Origin of the sequence: Kribbella sp. NBC_00482, from assembly GCF_036013725.1 — a bacterium.
Taxonomy (GTDB): domain Bacteria; phylum Actinomycetota; class Actinomycetes; order Propionibacteriales; family Kribbellaceae; genus Kribbella.
In genome coordinates, this window is the sequence record NZ_CP107881.1 from 3,698,461 (window position 1) to 3,716,964 (window position 18,504).

Here is an 18,504-nt window from a genome sequence, read left to right on the forward strand (position 1 = left end):
CTGCCTTTCCGTGGCCTCACCCCGGTTTCTTCCAGGCTAGGGAGGCGGTCCGGCGGCGTCATTGGACGAGTTGTCCATGATTCGTTCAGGTTTCGGGCGTTCCGTCGTACGCTTCGTCCAAGATGCTCTCCGGTCCGTTGGCCCAGCAGATCGCCCGGGACACCTCCGAGGTGATCGGCTACAACGTGCTGATCACCGACGACCGCGGGATCGTCATCGGCAGCGGGGATCCGGCGCGGGTCGGGTCGTTCCACGAGGCGTCGGTGGCGGTGATCGCGTCGCAGGAGGCCGCCTGGCACACGGCCGTGGAGGCGTCCCGGCTGCGCGGGGTGAAGCCGGGGATGACGCTGCCGATCGTGATCGACGGCGAGGCGGTCGGGACGGTCGGGATCACCGGGTCACCACGGCAGGTACGGCGCTTCGGGCTCGTCGTACGGCGGCAGACGGAGATCCTGCTGCAGGAGTCCGTCGAACTGCGGTCGCGACTGCTGCGGGAACGCGCACTCGAAGAGTTGGTGCGGGACATCGGGTCCTTCGACGCGGACGTGGTGGATCCGGCGTTCTTGGTCGCGCGGGCCAAGGAGCTCGGATTCGACCTCACCGTGCCGCGCACGGTCGTCATCGTCGAGGTGGACGAGCCCGTCCCGGCGGGCCAGACGGAGGCAGTGGGCGTCCGGCCGGAACTGCTTCGCATTCTTCGCCAGGCGTTCGGTCCCCGCGACCTGGTGGCGGCGATGACAGCCGGCCGCGTCGCTGTCGTTCCTGCGCTGAGGCGGGGCACCGCGAGGCAGGAGCTTGGGGACCTGGCGGTGCAGGCTGTTGCCCGTGAGCAGGGGTTTGTTGCTCGGGCTGGGGTTGGTGGTGTCGCGGCGGGGATCGTCGGGTTACGGGAGGCGTATGCGGACGCGGGGGACGCACTGCGGCTGGGCAAGGAGTGCGTGCCTGGCACGTCGGCGTACCTGATCGATGGTCTGCGGAGTCATCAGGTGCTGGCGGCGGTCGGGTACCGGGCGCGGGCTCGGCTGCTGAGCCTGGTCGCGGGCGACCTCGCGACGCACTCCGACTGGCCCGAGCTGCGTGACACCCTGATCGCCTGGTGCGAGTCCGGCTTCAACCTCGTCCGTACGGCGGATGCGCTGCACATCCACCGCAATACGCTCATCTACCGCCTGGAGAAGGTCGAGCGCCTCACCGGTCAGCCCTGGCGCGACCACCGCGCGACTCTCACGCTCTACCTGGCCTGTTTGGCCTCGCAGCTGGACTAGCGAGGGGCGAACTTGGTCCAGGTGGCGCCTTGGTCGGTGCTGAGGACGACCTCGGTCGTGCGGCGTTTCGGGACCTCGAAGCCGTACATGAGTTGTGTGTTCCCGGACAGGCCGGCGAGGTCGCCGGGGTAGCCGCGGTCCAGTTTGGCGGCGCCGTCGCGGACCCGGTACAGGCGCGGGCGGTCGCCGGGGCGGCCGCCGAGGATCAGCGCGGTGCCGTCGTCGAAGGCGAGCGGCGCGACGGCCAGGCTCTTCGGCGGGCTCTCGACCGTCGTCCAGTTCGCGCCGCGGTCGGTGGAGATCTCCATCTTCGAGACGGTCTGACCGGCGGCGCCGACGGTGACCGAGGTCGACAGCAGCGTCCGGCCGTCCGGGCTGACCGCGAGCCGGCCGAGCTGGTTGTGGGGGTCGAGCGACCGCGAGCCCCAGCTGCGGCCGCCGTCGTCGGTCCAGACGACGTCCGTCCGGCCGATCCCGGTCAGGATCCAGCAGCGACCGGACTCGTCGCAGACCGGGGAACGGGTGCCGCGGGTCCTGAGCAACCGGACCGTCGACTCCTCCGGGTTCACCACGACGATCGAGCCCGGCACGATCCGGTCGGTGAGGATCTCGTTCTTCTGGAACGTCGAGGTCGGCAACCGGTACTGGAGCCTGGTGAGCACCGGGCCGTCGTACGTCAGCCGGAACATCATCGTCGGGTCACCGGTCAGCGTGCCCTCGAGCGGCGGGGCGACCGCGATCGCCTCCTTGCCGGCCTGCAGGGTCGCGTACGGGACCGGCCACTCGGGGGCCGTGGCGCGGGAGCCGTCGCGGTCGATCACCGCGGCGAACTTGCAGTTCGGGCCGGTGGTGCAGTCGGACCAGCCGGCCGCCCAGCGATTCCGGGTGACCATCGTGATCGACTGCACCTGGGCCCGCTCGGAGTTCACCACCGCGCTGCCGGACCGCCCCGCGGCGGCCGGCTCGATGGCGATCGGCGTATCGGTCTGCGACCGGTGCGAGGCCAGGTGCACCACCGCGAGCGCGATGGACGTCGCGGCCGCGAGCACCCCGAGGACGAGGAACGGCGGCATGCTGCGGGGTAGGCCACAGCGCTCCAACAGCTCCACCAGGCGACGGTAGTAGCGGTCGGACAACTCGCGCAGGCGCGGCTCCACAGTCACCCCCCAAGGCACAAGTGTCCCCTCGAGGGGGTCAGGTCGGCGGTGGAATCTTATGCGAAGAAGGGCGCACGCTCACACTCGGCGGAAGATGAGTGCGCGCTTCACTTCCTGGATCGCCTTGGTGACCTCGATGCCGCGTGGGCAGGCGTCGGTGCAGTTGAAGGTGGTCCGGCAGCGCCAGACGCCTTCCTTGTCGTTCAGGATCTCCAGCCGCTGCTCGGTGCCCTCGTCGCGGCTGTCGAAGATGAACCGGTGCGCGCCGACGATCGCCTGCGGGCCGAAGTACTGCCCGTCGGACCAGAACACCGGGCAGGACGTCGTACACGCGGCGCACAGGATGCACTTCGTGGTGTCGTCGAACCGGTCCCGGTCGGCCTGGGACTGGATCCGCTCCCGGGTCGGCTCGTGACCGCTGGTGACCAGGAACGGCATCACCGAGCGGTACGCGTCGAAGAACGGCTCCATGTCGACGACCAGGTCCTTGAGCACCGGCAGGCCCTTGATGGGCTCGACGGTGATCTCCTTCTCCGGGTTCAGGTCCTTGATCAGGGTCTTGCAGGCCAGCCGGTTCCGGCCGTTGATCCGCATCGCGTCCGAGCCGCAGACGCCGTGGGCGCAGGACCGCCGGAACGTCAGCGTGCCGTCCTGCTCCCACTTGACCTTGTGCAGCGCGTCCAGGACCCGGTCGGTCGGCTGGAGTGTGACGGAGTACGTCTTCCACTCGGCCTCGTCGAGGACCTCGGGGTTGTACCGGAGGATCTTGACCTTGACGTCCATCAGTACTTGCGCTCCATCGGCTTGTAGCGGGTCTGCACGACCGGCTTGTAGTCGAGCCGGATCGTCTCGTTGCCGTCGGCATCGACCTCGCGGTACGCCATCGTGTGCCGCATGAAGTTGACGTCGTCACGCTTGTCGTAGTCCTCGCGGAAGTGACCGCCGCGGGACTCCTTGCGCTCCAGCGCGGACACCACCAGCACCTCGGCCAGATCGAGCAGGAACCCGAGCTCGACGGCCTCCAGCAGATCGGTGTTGAAACGCTTGCCCTTGTCCTGGACAGCGACGTTCGCGAAGCGGAGCTTCAGCGCCTCGATGTCGATGAGCGCCTGCTTCAGCGAGCCCTCGGTGCGGTACACCTGTGCGTTCAGGTCCATCGTCGCCTGCAGGTCGGACCGGATCGCGGCGATCCGCTCCTCGCCGGTCGAGGTGCGCAGGCCCTCGACGAGCTCGACGACGTACGCCTCCGGATCGGCCGGCAGCTCCTCGAACTGGGCCGTCGCGGCGTACTCCGCGGCGGCGATCCCGGCCCGGCGGCCGAACACGTTGATGTCGAGCAGCGAGTTGGTACCCAGCCGGTTCGCACCGTGCACCGAGACACAGGCGACCTCGCCGGCGGCGTACAGGCCCGGGATCACGTCGTCGTTGTTGGCCAGCGCCTCGCCCTTGATGTTGGTCGGGATGCCGCCCATCGCGTAGTGCGCGGTCGGGAACACCGGAATCTGCTCGGTGTACGGCTCCACACCCAGGTAGGTCCGGGCGAACTCGGTGATGTCGGGCAGCTTCGCGTCGATGTGCGCGGGCTCCAGGTGGGTCAGGTCGAGCATCACGTACGCCTTGTCGGGCCCGCAGCCACGACCTTCGCGTACTTCGTTCGCCATCGCCCGGGCCACCATGTCGCGCGGCGCGAGGTCCTTCACGGTCGGGGCGTACCGCTCCATGAAGCGTTCGTTGTCCGCGTTCCGCAGGATGCCGCCCTCACCACGGGCCGCCTCCGACAGCAGTACGCCGAGACCCGCCAGGCCGGTCGGGTGGAACTGGAAGAACTCCATGTCCTCCAGCGGCAGGCCCTTGCGCCACACGATGCCCATCCCGTCGCCGGTCAGGGTGTGCGCGTTCGACGTCGTACGGAAGACCTTGCCGAAACCGCCGGACGCGAAGATCACCGACTTGGCGGAGAACACGTGCAACTCGCCGGTGGCCAGCTCGTACGCGACCACGCCGCTCGCCTTGCCGTCGGTCATCAGCAGGTCGAGGACGTAGTACTCGTTGAAGAACTCGACGTTCTGCTTGATGCACTGCTGGTACAGCGTCTGCAGGATCATGTGACCGGTACGGTCGGCCGCGAAGCAGGACCGGCGGACGACGGCCTCACCGTGGTTGCGGGTGTGCCCGCCGAAGAACCGCTGGTCGATCTTGCCCTCGGCGGTCCGGTTGAAGGGTAATCCCATCTTCTCCAGGTCGAGGACCGCGTCGACGGCCTCGCGGCACATCACCTCGGCCGCGTCCTGGTCGACCAGGAAGTCGCCGCCCTTGACCGTGTCGAAGGTGTGCCACTCCCAGTTGTCCTCCTCGACGTTCGCCAGCGCGGCGCACATACCGCCCTGGGCGGCGCCGGTGTGCGAACGGGTCGGGTAGAGCTTGGTGAGTACGGCGGTACGGGTCTGCTTGCTCGACTCGAGGGCGGCCCGCATTCCGGCCCCGCCCGCGCCGACGATGATGACGTCGTACTGATGCTGCTGCATAACTTCCTTACTGACAGACCGTCAACGTGGAGTTGGGGTCGAGGCAGGGGTCGAAGGTGAAGATGACCAAGGTGCCGAGTACGACGATGACGACGGCCGCTGTGATCAGCAAGGCCTTGAGCCAGAACCGGGTCTGGTCCTTCTCGGCGTAGTCGTTGATGATCGTGCGCAGCCCGTTGGTGCCGTGCAGCATCGCCAGCCACAGCATCAGCAGGTCCCAGACCTGCCACAGCGGGTTGGCCCACTTGCCGGCCACGAAGCCGAAGTCCAGCGCGGTGATCCCGCCGCCGAGCATCAGGTTCACGAACAGGTGCCCGAGCACCAGGACGACGAGGGCGAGCCCGGACAGCCGCATGAACAGCCAGCTGTACAGCTCGAAGTTGGTCTGGCCGGAACGGTTCCGGCCGCCGCCCTTCAGCTTGCGGGCGCGGGAGCTGGACCGCGGCGCGGCAATGTCGCTCATCTCAGCCTCCGAACACGTGGGTCAGATGCCGGATGACGAACGGCACGAACAGCACCACCCAGACGACGCCGACGCCGATCATCAGCTGCCGCTGGTAGCGCGGGCCCTTGGCCCAGAAGTCCACCAGGATCAGCCGGACGCCGTTGAACGCGTGGAACAGGATCGCGGCCACCAGACCGACCTCGAGCAGGCCGACGATCGGGTTCTTGTAGGTGCCGATGACCTCGTTGTAGGCCTCCGGGGAGACCCGCACCAGCGCGGTGTCCAGCACGTGCACCAGCAGGAAGAAGAAGATCCCGACACCGGTGATCCGGTGCGCGACCCATGACCACATGCCCTCCCGGCCGCGGTAGAGCGTGCCGGCTGGTTTGCTGGGCACCAGATCCTCCTCGAACGAGTTCACCAGAATCGTCTTGATGCTAGACCCGCTGCGTGAGGTGAAATGTCCTGACAGATGTGACATCGATCGCGATCCGTGTGAGATCGGTCGCGTCGGTGCCCGACGGAGGGGAGAACGACCATGAGTTTCTGGATCTGTGCGACCTGTGCGGTGGAGCACGCGGAGCAGGTCGAGGTGTGTGCGATCTGCGCCGACGAGCGGCAGTGGGTGCCCGCCGACGGGCAGCACTGGACCACGCTCGAGGAGCTGGCCGCGGCCGGCACCGAGGTCACCGTCGACGAGGTCGAGCCCGGCCTGTACGGCGTCCGCTCGAAGCCGCCGGTGGGGATCGGCCAGCAGTCGATGCTGGTGACAACGTCCGAGGGCAACCTGCTCTGGGACCCGATCGGGTACCTGGACGACGACGCCGTACGCCGGATCCGGGAGCTCGGCGACGTGGCCGGGATCATCGCCAGCCACCCGCACATGTACGGCGTCCAGGTCGAGTGGAGCCACCGCCTGGGCGACGTACCGGTGTATGTCTCGGAGGCCGACAAGGAGTGGGTCGCGCGTCCGGACGCGGTGATCCAGACCTGGTCGGGGCAGCTCACGCCGCTACCCGGAGTGACCATCATCCAACCCGGCGGTCACTTCCCCGGCAGCGCGGTCGTGCACTGGGCGAACGGTGCCGAGGGCAAGGGAGTGATCCTGTCCGGCGACACCATCTTCGCCAACCCCGACCGCATCTCGGTCAGCTTCATGCGCAGCTACCCCAACCGCATCCCGCTCTCCGGTGCCGTCGTGGACCGCGTGGCCCGCTCCCTCGACCCCTTCGACTACGACCGCCTCTACAACAACTTCGGCTCGGTCATCCCGGTCGACGCCAAGTCCGTCGTACGCCGCTCCGCCGACCGCCACGCAGCCTGGACCCGAGGCGACTACGACCACCTGACCTGATGCACCGCCGGACGCCCCGCTGCGGGGCGTCCGGCAGCAGCGATCAGGTCCGTCCGACCGCGAGCCCGTCGATCTGGACGAGTTTGCCGGTGGACGCGCTGACGAACTTGAGCGTGCCGTTGAAGAGCGTGCTCTGGACCGGAAGGCCGAGCAGTACCTGCTTGTGGGTCGTCGGGTAGGCGAGGTTCACCGTGGTCAGGTATCTGTTCCCCGCATACACCGCGACCGACCCACACGTCGGGCACCGCGTCGCCACCAGGAAGAACCGCTTCCCCTGCACAGTTCGGGTCAGAGATTTGCCGTACGTCGTGGTCTGCGTCGTCGTCCCGAAGTAGAACGTCGATCCGGTCGCCCGTGTCCACCCGGCCGAGGCCAACGACAACGACCGATCATCGAGCGGCCGCGAGAAGCACCGCTCGGCACTCCACTGGCCGATGTTCCCCAGCTTGTCCTTCGCCCGCACCGAAACGCAGTACTCGTACCCGGCTGCGACCGCGAGGCTCATGGACGTGGCGGTCGTGTTCGTCCACGGCTGCACGAACGCGCCGTAGTCCCCCGCGGACGTCGCCCGCCGGTACTGCACGTCGTACGAGGCGACACCGTTGGGATCCGTCGCCGACACCGCCAGAGTCGCCGTCGCAGCCACTGAGGACTGGTAGTTCGGGCCCGTCATCCGCGCGACCGGTCCGTCCGCGTCGACGGTGATGTCCCGGTACGCCCCGCCGATGACGACCTGGTAGTTCCCGGATCGCAGTTCGGTCCCCGTGAACGGCGAGGTGCAGGGCTTGGCCGGCACGTACGATCCCTTCACCTCGCACGTGAAGGTGGTGCCGGCCGGGAAGGCCGAGGTGTCGAACGGAACGGAGATGTTCGGTCCCATCAACGCCGCCGTGGGTTTGATCGTCACCCCCGGGTGCTGCCAGGTGACGTCACCCCGCAGCGTGTTCGGCTCCCTGGCCAGCTCGTTGAGCATGTACGGAGCGCCGCCGTTCACCCCGAGCTGGTAGACACGGCCGCTGGCGGTCAACGCCACGATCCGTTCGGCGCCTGCCCAGCCGATGGCACGTACCTCCGAGTCGAGCGACGGGCTCCTGCGCTCCGTCGTCCCGGCCAGTCGCACCGTGGGGCCGTCCCCGAAGGCGACGTACCGGCCGTCGGCCGAGGCGCGAACCGGCCGGCCGTCCGCCACCTCGGCCGTTTCCGCCAGTGTGGTGACCCGGGCGCCGCCGGGCGCTGCCGCGATCGTCGCGAGCCTGCTCGGCGTGCTGCGGTGGTCCGACACCACCAACGTGCGGGCGTCCGTCGTCCAGCTCGGGCTGGACACCTGGCAGGCGACCTTCACCGGCGTACCGCCGGTGGCCGCGATCAGAAACACGCACGGGGCGCCGTTCTCGGGGGCCTGGAACGCGATGCGGGTGCCGTCCGGCGACCACGCCAGGTGGGTGACCGGCACCGTGGAAGTCCACAGCTTGACCGGTACGCCGATGTCGCCTTGCGTCACCGTCTGCGTCCACAGAGTGCGCTCCGTGGTGCCGCTCACATATGCGAGCGACTGCCCGTCCGGAGAGGTGGTGACGGCTTGCTTCGCCTTGACAGAGTTCGGATCCGGCGGGAACGGCACGACGTGGCCGAACTGGTCCGCGGCGGCCAGGTCCCGGCTGTCCGGCTCGCCCTGGGTGACCACCACCTGCTCGATCGCCCGGGGGACGGGCAGGCGCGGGCTGACCGGTCCCTCGCCGACTTCGTTCACCAGCGAGACGCCGTACTCGGTCCCGGGCTCGGTGCTGGGCTCGACGAAGACGAAGTCCTCTGTCGACTCCTTCACGGGGAACCACTGCACGGTCTCCGCGCCGTTCAGGTACTTGTGCAGGTTGTACCCGCGAACCGCCGTACCGCCTGCGGTCTGCTGCGACCGCCAGTTCACCGTATGACCGTTGTACGTCGATCGCACCGCCACGTTCTGGGCCTCGGCCACGGCGATGCCGTAGCCGGTCAAGGCGACTCTGTGCCGTTCCAAGGAGGTGGAGTCCGTGACGGTCAGGGTGTCGGATTCCGGGCCGATCGACGTGGGCAGGTACTGCACGCTCACGGTGCAGGTCGCCGCAGGCTGCAACGTCTGCCGGCAGTCGTGCGGCGCGTCCGGGTTGAACCGGAAGGGAAAGCTCACGTGGGTCAGGGTGACCCCGTCGATTCGGACAGGGTCGGTTCCCGTGTTCTTGACGACGAACGAGGCGTCCGCGGCCACGCCGTACTCGACCTTGCCGTAGTCGTACTGCTCCGGGGTGACGGACAACGCCTGGTATCCGAAGGTGCTGTGGTAGCGCAGGTCGATCGCGCGGACGACCGGACTGTTGTCGCAGTCGTACATCCGCAGACTCGCGGTGAGTGTGTCGAGCTCGAGCACGGCGGTGTAGGCGACGGCGGTGACCGATAGGTACCCGCTTGCGGTGCAGCTGTGGTCGCCCTGCCTGAACTCGAGCTCCGACGGCTGCAGCGTGTAGTTGCCCGGGCCGGTGATGAATGCCGGAAGCCGCAGCTTCATCGTGCCCGCGGACAGCGTGCGAGACCCGCTGGACGGCGCGGACACTGTGACCGCGTCGCTGCTCTCGTCGTGCAGCCAGGTACCGCCGGGGTCCACGTCGAGAGCGAACCGGTCGATGTCGCCGACGGCTGGTGGCGTGGTGTTGCGGGTGGCCGTGACCGGGGCGCTGGTCGCGGCCTCCGCGTCCTCGGTCGCGACGACCCGGTACGAGGCCGTGGTTCCGGGGGCGATGTTGTCGTCGACCCAGCTGATGCTGTCGGCGCTCAGCGGTCCGCTGACATTGCCCCAGTCGGCGCTGCCCTCCTTACGCTCGACGCGGTAGCTGGACGCGTCGACGGGGTTCCAGGTGACGCCGATGCCCGTGCGGGTGGGGAACACCTGGGCGGTCGGGGTGGTGAGGGCGGTTTCGTCGCCGAAGGCGGTGTGGGCGAGGAAGGGGAGGGTGACTGCTGCCAGGGCAGCGGCCAGGGCGGGTTTGAGGGCGCGGCGCATCGAATCTCCAGGGCAAGGGGACTCCGGCGCACCCCGAGCGACACCGGCGAAAGGGAAAGAACTACAGGCTTACCGGTCGTGACCGCAACCCTCTTGCCACTTCGTGCAATCCGGATCAGCAGGCTGTTGCGATGCGCTCACGCAGCGAGGCGGGACTGAGTGAGGCGGGTGTGGAGGGCGAGCATGTGTTGGATGCAGGTGTTCCAGTTGTAGAGCTCGGCTCGGTGGCGGGCGGCGGGGCGGCGGTGGGGGAGGTTCGCCAGGGCGAGGGTGGCGTCGGCGAGGGCTGCGGGGTTGGCGGGGGCCCAGCGGCCGCAGGTTTCGTCGACCAGTTCGCGGGCGCCGCCGGTGTTCGCAGTGACCACCGGGGTGCCGGCGGCGAGGGCTTCCAGGACGGCCAGGCCGAAGGTTTCGCCGGGGCAGACGGACAGGGCGATGTCTGCCTCGGCGAGGTGTTTGGCGAGGGTACGGCGGCCGTCGACGTACCCGTGGAACGTGACAGGCGCATCCCCGGCGATCTCGATCAGCTCGTCGAGGTGCGGCCCGGTGCCGTAGACGTCCATCCGCACGTTCACGCCGCGGCGGTGCAGTTCGGCGGCGGTGGCGACCGCGAGATGCGGGCTCTTCTCGCGGGACAGGCGGCCGGCGTGCACGAGCTTGAGTACGCCGTCGTCCGCCGGTGCACCCAGCGACGGGTGGAACGTGTCGAGGTCGACCCCGAGCGGGATCCGGACGAGGGGCGTCGTCACCTCGTCGAACTCGGCTGCCGCGTAGCGCGAGGTGACCACTACGGCGTCGTACGTGCGGCCGAGGATCTTGTACAGCGCGGCGACGGTGGCGACCATGCCGAGCTGGCTGTACTTCACGTCAGCGCCCCACTTCACCGGTCGCTCGCCGAGCATCCGGCCGGGCCGCAGTACGTCGTTGCCGCCGAGCTGACCGGGTCGGGCCGCGCCGAGCGCCAGCATCGCGTCCAGCCGCTCGTGGCTGAACAGCACGGTGCCGATGTCGTTCTTGCGGGCCCATCGCGCGACCGGGAGCAGCGTCGACTTGTCGGAGATCTCGACCGTGGTGGGCCGGAATCGCTTCAGTACGTCGATCACGGTCCACGGCGTCGTGATGAGCCGGTAGCCGCCGCTCACCTTCGGCGCCTTCACACGGACGATCGTGCCGAGCTCGGTCTCGACCACGGAGTCCTTCGCGCCCGGCGTGATCACGATCCGCTCGGCGCCGGCCTCGACGTACCCCTGGCCGATGTGGTCGATCGCGGTCCGCATCCCACCGGACGTCGGCCCGACGAAGTTGGCCAGCTGAGCAATGCGCAGTCCTGTCATGCCACCCGCCGTACGGCTGCGGCTTCTTGGAGTACTTCGGCGTAGTGGCGGTCGACGAGGTCGTCGACGACGGCCGGCCAGGTGCGGGACTGCACACGCTGCAGGCCGCTCGCGGCCATCCGCCCGCGGGCCGCCGGGTGTTCCAGCAGGGTCTTCACCGCATCCCGGAGCGATCCGGGTTGGCCGGGTTCGAACAACAGGCCGTTCTCGCCCGGGTGGATCAGGTCGAGCGGGCCGCCCGCGGCCGGGCCGACGGTCGCGACGCCGGACGCCTGCGCCTCCTGGATCGTCTGGCAGAACGTCTCGTGCTCACCGGTGTGCACGAACACGTCCAGCCCGGCGAAGATCGACGCCAGGTCGGCGCCCCGGCGCATCCCGAGGAAGGTTGCCGTCGGCAACGCGTGTTCGAGGGACGCGCGGTCCGGCCCGTCGCCGACGATCACGATCCGGCAGTCCAGATCGGTCAGTTCCGCGAGCCGCCGGACCTTCTTCTCCGCGGCCAGCCGGCCGACGTACCCGACGATCGGCTTGCCGTCCGGGGAGATCTCCCGGCGCCAGTGCTCGTCCCGGTTCGACGGGTCGAACAGGTCGAGGTTCACGCCGCGGCCCCACCGGTACACCCGCGGTACGCCGCGTTGCACCAGCGCGTCGACGGCCGAGGTCGAGGGCGCGAGGGTGCGGTCGGCGCGGGAGTGCGTGCGGCTCACCCAGCGCCAGATCCCGCGGTCCGCGGCGGCGTACCAGGGGTACTGGCGGGCGAAGCCGGCGATGTCGGTCTGGAAGATCGCGACCGTCGGTACGCCGAGCTTGCGGGCCGCACGCAGCCCGTACGCGCCGATGATGAACGGTGAGGCGAGATGCACCAGGTCGGGCCGGAAGTCGGCCATCGCCCGCTCGATCGACGGATCCGGCAGGCCGACCGGGTACTCCTTGTAGCCCGGCGTACGGAAGCTCCGGGCCCGGAGCACCGGGACGTCACCGTAGCTGTCAGGCCCCGGACCGGGGGCGATGATGAGCAGCTCGTGCCCGCGGGCACGCAGCCGGTCGGCGACGTGGCGAGCCGTGTTCGCCACGCCATTGATCTGCGGCAGGAAGGTCTCGGCCACCATCACGATTCGCACATCTCGAAGGTTCCTCACCGACCATGAACCCTGGGCGACACTCTCGTGACACGGCGTCGATGCCCTGTCGACAGGTGCGGGGCCTTGAAGTGTCCTTCAGGTTGCCACCGGGCTGTGCTTGGTTAGTCGCATGCGAACTCTGGGGATCGTCGTCGCGGTGGCGGCTGTACTCGTCGTGCTGGGGTCTCTGGTCTGGTGGTGGGCCGGACGGGCGGTCGAGCGGAACCAGAGCAAGGCCTCGATCAGCTGGTGGGGGACGCGCAACGGCTGGCGGTACACGAACGGGACCGACAGCCTCCTGGATCGCTTCCACGGCGTGCCGTTCGACGAGGGGACCAGCCACGACGTCCAGGACCTGCTGTCCGGCAACACGATCGCTGGCCGGCCGGCGTTGCTCATGCAGTTCAGCTGGTATCACACACCGGACCTGCCGCAGGGCAAGGAGACCGGCGCGAGCGGCCTGCGCAGCGGAGTGTGCGCGGCAGCGGTGGTCGAGCTGCCGACCGCGTTACCCGCTGTGTCCGTACGCCGGTCCGCGCTCGGCGGAGGCATCGACTTCGAGAGCGGTCGGTTCAACGAGGCGTTCCGGGTGGAGGGCACGGAACTGAAGTTCACACACGACGTGGTGAACCCGCGGGTGATGGAACTGCTCCTGGACGATCCGGCGGCGCCGCCCTTCCGGATCGAGGGGTCGACGCTGGTCGTCTGGCGGGACGGGAACGTGACCGATGCCAAGGTCCTCCGCGAGCTGGCCGACTTCGCGGGACGCCTTCTGGAACTCGTCCCTGCGTTTGCGCTCGACGCGGGATCGCCTGGCGACGGGCCGATCTCCACGATGCCGCCCGAACTGATCGGCGAGCCGCCGACCGGGGCGATCTCGTTCCTCCAGAAACTCGAGTACCGCGGGCATCAGATCGAGCGGTACGAGCACGTCTCGGAGATGTGGCAGCAGAAGAACTGGGCGATCGTGGTCAAGATCGACGTGCCCTGGACGTGGCCGGTCTGCGTGTCGGCCTCGAAAGCGCTGGTGCCGCCCGGCGTGAAACCCAACTTCGACGACGAGTACCTGACCGGCGACCCGTCGTACGACGACCTGTTCGTCACCGGCACGCCGCAGCCCGGCTTCGCCAAGCTGCTGCTGACCCCGCAGTTCACCAACTTCCTGGCCAACGACCCCCGAGCGCTCCGCATCATGCTCGTCTGCAAGGGCGACAACTACCGCGCCCAACTGTGCGTGATGACCCACGGCCGCCTCGCCGACCAGGAACTGGCCGACACACTGACCGATCTGGTGTGCGACGTGCGTGAGCGGTTGCCGGCGGAAACACTCACTTTCCGCTGGTAGGAACCGGCCGCCCTGGTCACGTGGACCAGGACGGCCGATCTGCTACGGCGTGCTGAACAGGTGAATCATCGACCGGCGGACCAGGTCGTTGCGCATCGCCTGCGTGGTCAGGCCTTCGGCGCCGAATCCGACGTACACGGTGTCTCTGGTCGTGATGCCGGCTCCTTCGAGGAAGGCGGTGGTGGTGCGGATCCAGTCGTTCGGGTTCGTCGCCGAGCCGGCTGGTGGACCGGACACCGTCCAGCCGCCGAAGTCGGTCTCGAACGACGTCGTCACGGTCGTGCCGGCCGTGACCGTGGTGTCGTCGACGAAGGCACCGAGGCCCTGGGTTCCCCAGTCACTGACGTAGCTGATGGAGAGTTCGACCTGCTTGCCGGCGTACGGCGCGAGATCGACCTTCCAGTCCTGCCATCCCGCGCTGGAACCGGTGGACGCATACCAGCCGCCGGTGGTGCCGCCCGGTGAACAGTCCGCGCCCTGGTAGTGCAGGAGCTGCGGATGCAGTACCGACCAACCGGCCGGACAGCTCTGGCCGGTGTCCTGCGACGTGTGACCGTTCAGGTCCGGCAGTGTCGTCCAGTCGTCCTGGCCGACGGTGTGGGCCTCGACGAAGACGTAGTCCCAGTCCGCCTCGGTGTCGTAGGAGATCTTGAACGACAGAGATGGCTGAGAACCGGCCGTCACGCCGTTCAGGTCCACCGTGCGGGTCAGCCGTTTGTAGCTGATGTCGCCTCGCTGGCTGTACACGTACTGCGAACCTGTGACCGGATCGAACGGCGCAGAGCCGGGCCGATCCCACTTCAGTGGCGCCGAGCTGGCGAACTGCGGGAACTGTGCCTTGGGCAACACGCTCGACGTCAGGACAAACGCCGCCGTGTGGTCCTGGTTGTTCGCCGAGTCGCCGCCGTTGAGAGTTGCGGTGTACCCGTTGAAGGCGCCGGACACTCCGCTGATCGAGAACGGGACCCCGTTGACGTCGCTGCCGCTGTTGTCGACATAGCTGTAGGCACCGAGCCAGTACTGCTCGAAGTCGTTCAGCAGTTGGATACACGGGTAGAACGTCGGCGTGGTGCACTCGCCCTGCTGCTCCTCGAACGGGTTGTACCAGTAGGAGCCGTCCTGACCGCTTGCGTAGCTGGCGTACTTACCTGTGTGGAGGAGCTTGCCGCCCTCGTTGAGGTAGTCGCGGACGGACAGTTCGAGGTCCAGGGCCAGTTCGGCCGCCGTACCGCCGACCTGGCCGACCTCTCGCGTGATGATGTCGTCGCCGGTCTCCCACACGACGGCCTTGTAGTGCGAGAGAACGCCGAGGTGGTGGGGCGCGGTCCGGCTGTTCGCGTCCACGTCGTACACGTCCGAAGAGATGCCGTTCGCGGCGAGGGCCGCGGCGTACTCGTCGGCGTACTTGGCGGTGGCGACGCCTTGCGCCGGGCTGAGGCCGGTGGTGTCCTCGGCGGCCAGGATCAGTACCTTCCCGCCGATGTCGGTGGACACCTTGTAGGTGAAGTGATCGCTGGCGACCGAGCCCTTGCCCGGTTTGTAGCCGCTGAACCAGACCTCGACCGAGTCGCCAGGCCTGGTACGCCGTACTGTGCCGCGGAACTCGGCGTAGTAATGGTCGTCGGAGTTGCCGTAGCGCTCTCCGCCCTTCCACTCCGACACCTTGTCGCTGACCGTGCGACCGCCGTTGACCTTGTAGTTGAGCTGCAGGTTCTTCAACGCCCGCTTGGCCGTCACCGCGACCGGCTGGGTGGTTCCGTACGAGACCTCGAACGGATCGGCGACCAGGTCGGCGGCCGTCGTACCGACCACGGACACCGGGTCGTCGGGATCGTGCGAGGACTTCGCGACCGAGAGTGCGAACGGGATGTTCTTGGCGAACTCGGCCTGGATCAGGCCCTCGTCGTCGGGGAACGTGAAGACGCTGACGCAGTCCTCGGGCTTCCATTGGTCGTTGGGATCGACGGCCGACGCGCTCTGACAGGTCGACATCTCCGGCGTGAACGCGAGCGTGCCGTACCTGTTCGTGGCGTGCCCGTCGGTCTCGCCGTTGGTGGTGTAGAGCTCGGCCGAGATGTCCGGGTCGTAGCCGGGAACGGCCGGGTTCGCGTCGTCGCCGGCCATCGCCGCGGAGATGACGTCGTCCGGCGAGGGCGTGCTGACCTGCCAGCCGACGCCGTACAGGATGAGTTGCGCGGCCGAGTGGTAGTTGATCAGCTCGGTGAAGCGGACCCGGTTGAACAGTCCGTCGAGGGCCTTGGTCTCCGGTTCGGAGTTCGGGCCGGTGCCGCGGTAGGTGTCACTGATCGGGTCGGGGGACGAGCCCTCGTTGTCGTAACCCCACTTGGTCGCGAGGTTGCGGTTCAGGTCGATCCCGTCGCCGGGCGCGGTGGCCCCGTCGCCGTTGGTGTCGCGCAGGTTCTTCCGCCACAGCCGGTCCCCGGTGAACGTGTAGTCGTAGCCGTCGGGGTTGGCCACCGGCATGAACCACAGTTCGGTGGTGTTGAGCAGCTTGGTGATCTCGGCGTTGCTGCCATAGTTGTCGAGGACGTGGTGCAGCAGCCGGCGGACCATCTCGGGGGTGATCCACTCCCGCGCGTGCTGGGCGCCCATGTACAGCACCGAGGGTCGTTGGCCGTCCTTGAGTTGACGGGCGTTCTTGGTCACCTTGACGGCGAGCATCGGTTTGCCCTGCACCGTCGTACCGACCCGGACCAACTTGGCCAAGGCCGGATTGGCGGCCGCTGTCGTGCTCAGCTCCTCAGCGAGGCCACCGGGACCGCTGTACGGCCGGAACACTGTCGGGCCGGCCAAGGCGAGCCGGGCGGCCTCGTCGGAGGCGTCGCGGCCCTTCACCTTCTTGACGTTCAGGTCGACGCCGTCGGAACGGAGCTTGTCGGCCTGCCGGTCGCTGATGATGACCTCGACCTTGGCCTTGCCGTCGGCCGTCCGGCCCGTGGTCAGGCCCTCGCGATCCACGCCGATGTCCGCCAGTTTCTGCAACTGTTGCGGATCCAGTTCGCCGACGTAGACCTCCAGGCCGTCACCCCCCGGCCCTGGTGCCGCGGTCGCTGCCGGTCCTGCGGCCAGTGCCCCCGCTACGACGGCCAGTACTGCTAGTCCTGCGATAAGAACAGGAGATCTGCGCATGTCGCCCCTCCCCGGTCGACGGTGCATACTCTGTCGCAGCCTCCTGTGACTCAGATCACAAGTCAACAGCCCGGGGTCCGCGATCACCTGGCGTGCTCGATCTCACCCAGGCTGTGCATACCAGTGGGAGTGTGGTTCGGCCTACCGTTGGAGGATGAGTCATCGGAGCGAGTCGGGGTTCGAGTTCGCGCCGGTGTACGGGCCGCTGGACGGGTTCGACGCCGGGGCCAAGCTGGGGGAGCCGGGACAGTTCCCGTACACCCGGGGCGTCTACCCGACGATGTACACCCAGCGGCCGTGGACGATGCGGCAGTACGCCGGGTTCGGCACCGCGGCCGAGTCGAACCAGCGGTATCACCAGCTGATCGACCACGGGACCATGGGACTGTCGGTCGCTTTCGACCTGCCGACCCAGATGGGGTACGACTCCGACGCGCCGATCGCGCACGGCGAGGTCGGCAAGGTCGGGGTCGCGATCGACTCGATCGACGACATGCGGGTGTTGTTCGACAAGATCCCGCTGGACCAGGTGTCCACCTCGATGACGATCAACGCGCCCGGGTCGGTGCTGCTCCTGCTGTACCAGTTGGTGGCCGAGGAGCAGGGGGTCCCCGGTGACAAGCTCACCGGCACGATCCAGAACGACGTACTGAAGGAATACATCGCCCGCGGCACCTACATCTACCCGCCGAAGGAGTCGCTGCGGCTGATCAGCGACATCTTCGCGTACTGCCACTCCGAGCTGCCGAAGTGGAACACGATCTCGATCTCCGGCTACCACATGGCCGAGGCCGGGGCGACGCCCGCGCAGGAGATCGCGTTCACCCTGGCGAACGGCATCGAGTACGTCCGGGCCGCGGTCGCGTCCGGGCTGGACGTGGACGAGTTCGCGCCGCGGCTTTCGTTCTTCTTCGTCGCTCGTACGACGTTGCTCGAGGAGGTCGCGAAGTTCCGCGCGGCGCGGCGGATCTGGGCGCGGGTGATGCGGGATTCGTTCGGCGCTCGCAACCCGAAGTCGTTGATGTTGCGCTTCCACACCCAGACCGCCGGCGTACAGCTCACCGCGCAGCAGCCCGAGGTCAACCTGGTACGGGTCGCGATCCAGGGTCTGGCCGCCGTACTCGGTGGAACCCAGTCCCTGCACACCAACTCGTACGACGAAGCGATCGCGCTCCCGACCGAGAAGGCGGCTCGCCTCGCACTGCGCACGCAGCAGGTCCTGGCCTACGAGACCGACATCACCGCGACCGTCGACCCGTTCGCCGGCTCGTACGTCGTCGAGTCGCTCACCGACGAGGTCGAGGCCGCCGCGATCGAACTCATGGACCAGGTCGAGGAGTACGGCGGCGCCGTCGCAGCGATCGAGAAGGGGTACCAGAAACAGGAGATCGAGCGCTCGGCGTACCAGATCGCCCAGGAGATCGACGCCGTCGAACGCGTCGTCGTCGGCATGAACAAGTTCAAGATCACCGACGAGGAACCGTACGAACCCCTCCGCGTCGACCCCACCATCGAGGCCCAACAGGTCGCCCGCCTGGCCACCCTCCGCAGCACCCGCGACCAGACTGCGGTCGACGAGGCCCTCGCCGCCCTCAAAAAAGCTGCCGAAGGCAACGACAACTGCCTCTACCCCATGAAGGACGCCCTAAAAGCCCGAGCCACGGTCGGCGAAGTCTCCAACACCCTCAGAGAAGTCTGGGGCGTCTACGTCCCCGCCGACACCTTCTAACCCCCACCGCCCTGCACAAGCGTCGGACGATCTGCAGCTCGACAG

13 protein-coding genes are annotated in these 18,504 nt (G+C 68.1%); 4 read left to right on the top strand and 9 right to left on the bottom strand.

Going from position 1 to position 18,504, the window contains the following annotated elements:
* Positions 1 to 122: 122 nt before the first annotated feature.
* Entirely contained in the window at positions 123 to 1,265 is a 1,143-nt protein-coding gene (locus OHB24_RS18280; protein WP_327640249.1) for a CdaR family transcriptional regulator, read from the top strand.
* Here the strand turns inward: OHB24_RS18280 and OHB24_RS18285 are convergent.
* The 5 genes from OHB24_RS18285 to sdhC form a co-directional block, all read right to left on the bottom strand.
* The gene (locus OHB24_RS18285; RefSeq protein WP_327640250.1) at positions 1,262 to 2,428 is read right to left on the bottom strand and encodes a WD40/YVTN/BNR-like repeat-containing protein; all 1,167 of its coding nucleotides are present in this window, start codon (positions 2,426 to 2,428) and stop codon (positions 1,262 to 1,264) included. The two genes, OHB24_RS18280 and OHB24_RS18285, sit on opposite strands and share 4 nt — an antisense overlap.
* Positions 2,429 to 2,500: 72 nt before the next feature.
* Positions 2,501 to 3,205: a succinate dehydrogenase iron-sulfur subunit gene (locus OHB24_RS18290; protein ID WP_327640251.1), complete on the bottom strand. Its 705-nt coding sequence runs from the start codon at positions 3,203 to 3,205 to the stop codon at positions 2,501 to 2,503.
* Positions 3,205 to 4,947, bottom strand: coding sequence for a succinate dehydrogenase flavoprotein subunit (sdhA, locus tag OHB24_RS18295; RefSeq protein ID WP_327640252.1), 1,743 nt, complete (start codon positions 4,945 to 4,947; stop codon positions 3,205 to 3,207). Before sdhA ends, OHB24_RS18290 begins: the two co-directional genes overlap by 1 nt.
* Positions 4,948 to 4,954: 7 nt before the next feature.
* Entirely contained in the window at positions 4,955 to 5,410 is a 456-nt protein-coding gene (locus OHB24_RS18300; protein ID WP_327640253.1) for a succinate dehydrogenase hydrophobic membrane anchor subunit, read from the bottom strand.
* 1 nt (position 5,411) lies between these two features.
* On the bottom strand, positions 5,412 to 5,789 hold the full coding sequence (sdhC, locus tag OHB24_RS18305) for a succinate dehydrogenase, cytochrome b556 subunit (RefSeq protein WP_131460319.1): 378 nt from the start codon (positions 5,787 to 5,789) through the stop codon (positions 5,412 to 5,414).
* 141 nt (positions 5,790 to 5,930) lie between these two features.
* Here sdhC and OHB24_RS18310 point away from each other — a divergent pair, with 141 nt between their 5' ends.
* The gene (locus OHB24_RS18310) at positions 5,931 to 6,746 is read left to right on the top strand and encodes an MBL fold metallo-hydrolase (RefSeq protein WP_327640255.1); all 816 of its coding nucleotides are present in this window, start codon (positions 5,931 to 5,933) and stop codon (positions 6,744 to 6,746) included.
* A 43-nt stretch (positions 6,747 to 6,789) separates the two neighbouring features.
* Here OHB24_RS18310 and OHB24_RS18315 read toward each other — a convergent pair whose 3' ends face one another.
* The 3 genes from OHB24_RS18315 to OHB24_RS18325 all read right to left on the bottom strand — a co-directional run bounded on the left by OHB24_RS18315 (position 6,790) and on the right by OHB24_RS18325 (position 12,235).
* The gene (locus OHB24_RS18315; RefSeq protein WP_327640256.1) at positions 6,790 to 9,780 is read right to left on the bottom strand and encodes a choice-of-anchor D domain-containing protein; all 2,991 of its coding nucleotides are present in this window, start codon (positions 9,778 to 9,780) and stop codon (positions 6,790 to 6,792) included.
* A gap of 137 nt (positions 9,781 to 9,917) precedes the next feature.
* Positions 9,918 to 11,114 (bottom strand): glycosyltransferase, encoded by a 1,197-nt coding sequence (locus tag OHB24_RS18320; protein ID WP_327640257.1) that lies wholly within the window; start codon positions 11,112 to 11,114, stop codon positions 9,918 to 9,920.
* Positions 11,111 to 12,235, bottom strand: coding sequence for a glycosyltransferase family 4 protein (locus tag OHB24_RS18325; RefSeq protein ID WP_327640258.1), 1,125 nt, complete (start codon positions 12,233 to 12,235; stop codon positions 11,111 to 11,113). The genes OHB24_RS18320 and OHB24_RS18325 overlap by 4 nt, the downstream gene beginning before the upstream one ends.
* A gap of 130 nt (positions 12,236 to 12,365) precedes the next feature.
* Here OHB24_RS18325 and OHB24_RS18330 point away from each other — a divergent pair, with 130 nt between their 5' ends.
* On the top strand, positions 12,366 to 13,580 hold the full coding sequence (locus OHB24_RS18330; protein ID WP_327640259.1) for a hypothetical protein: 1,215 nt from the start codon (positions 12,366 to 12,368) through the stop codon (positions 13,578 to 13,580).
* A gap of 42 nt (positions 13,581 to 13,622) precedes the next feature.
* Here OHB24_RS18330 and OHB24_RS18335 read toward each other — a convergent pair whose 3' ends face one another.
* Positions 13,623 to 16,730: a M14 family metallopeptidase gene (locus tag OHB24_RS18335; protein WP_327640260.1), complete on the bottom strand. Its 3,108-nt coding sequence runs from the start codon at positions 16,728 to 16,730 to the stop codon at positions 13,623 to 13,625.
* 154 nt (positions 16,731 to 16,884) lie between these two features.
* Between OHB24_RS18335 and OHB24_RS18340 the strand changes: the two genes are divergently transcribed.
* Positions 16,885 to 18,459, top strand: coding sequence for an acyl-CoA mutase large subunit family protein (locus OHB24_RS18340; RefSeq protein ID WP_327640261.1), 1,575 nt, complete (start codon positions 16,885 to 16,887; stop codon positions 18,457 to 18,459).
* The last annotated feature ends 45 nt before the right edge of the window (positions 18,460 to 18,504 follow it).

Bases quoted from the DNA above. Each gene is read 5' to 3' on its own strand.
- OHB24_RS18280 (WP_327640249.1), top strand. From the start codon at position 123: ATGCTCTCCGGTCCGTTGGCCCAGCAGATCGCCCGGGACACCTCCGAG.
- OHB24_RS18290 (WP_327640251.1), bottom strand. From the start codon at position 3,205: ATGGACGTCAAGGTCAAGATCCTCCGGTACAACCCCGAGGTCCTCGAC.
- sdhA (WP_327640252.1), bottom strand. From the start codon at position 4,947: ATGCAGCAGCATCAGTACGACGTCATCATCGTCGGCGCGGGCGGGGCC.
- OHB24_RS18300 (WP_327640253.1), bottom strand. From the start codon at position 5,410: ATGAGCGACATTGCCGCGCCGCGGTCCAGCTCCCGCGCCCGCAAGCTG.
- OHB24_RS18310 (WP_327640255.1), top strand. From the start codon at position 5,931: ATGAGTTTCTGGATCTGTGCGACCTGTGCGGTGGAGCACGCGGAGCAG.
- OHB24_RS18315 (WP_327640256.1), bottom strand. From the start codon at position 9,780: ATGCGCCGCGCCCTCAAACCCGCCCTGGCCGCTGCCCTGGCAGCAGTC.
- OHB24_RS18320 (WP_327640257.1), bottom strand. From the start codon at position 11,114: ATGACAGGACTGCGCATTGCTCAGCTGGCCAACTTCGTCGGGCCGACG.
- OHB24_RS18330 (WP_327640259.1), top strand. From the start codon at position 12,366: ATGCGAACTCTGGGGATCGTCGTCGCGGTGGCGGCTGTACTCGTCGTG.
- OHB24_RS18335 (WP_327640260.1), bottom strand. From the start codon at position 16,730: ATGCGCAGATCTCCTGTTCTTATCGCAGGACTAGCAGTACTGGCCGTC.
- OHB24_RS18340 (WP_327640261.1), top strand. From the start codon at position 16,885: ATGAGTCATCGGAGCGAGTCGGGGTTCGAGTTCGCGCCGGTGTACGGG.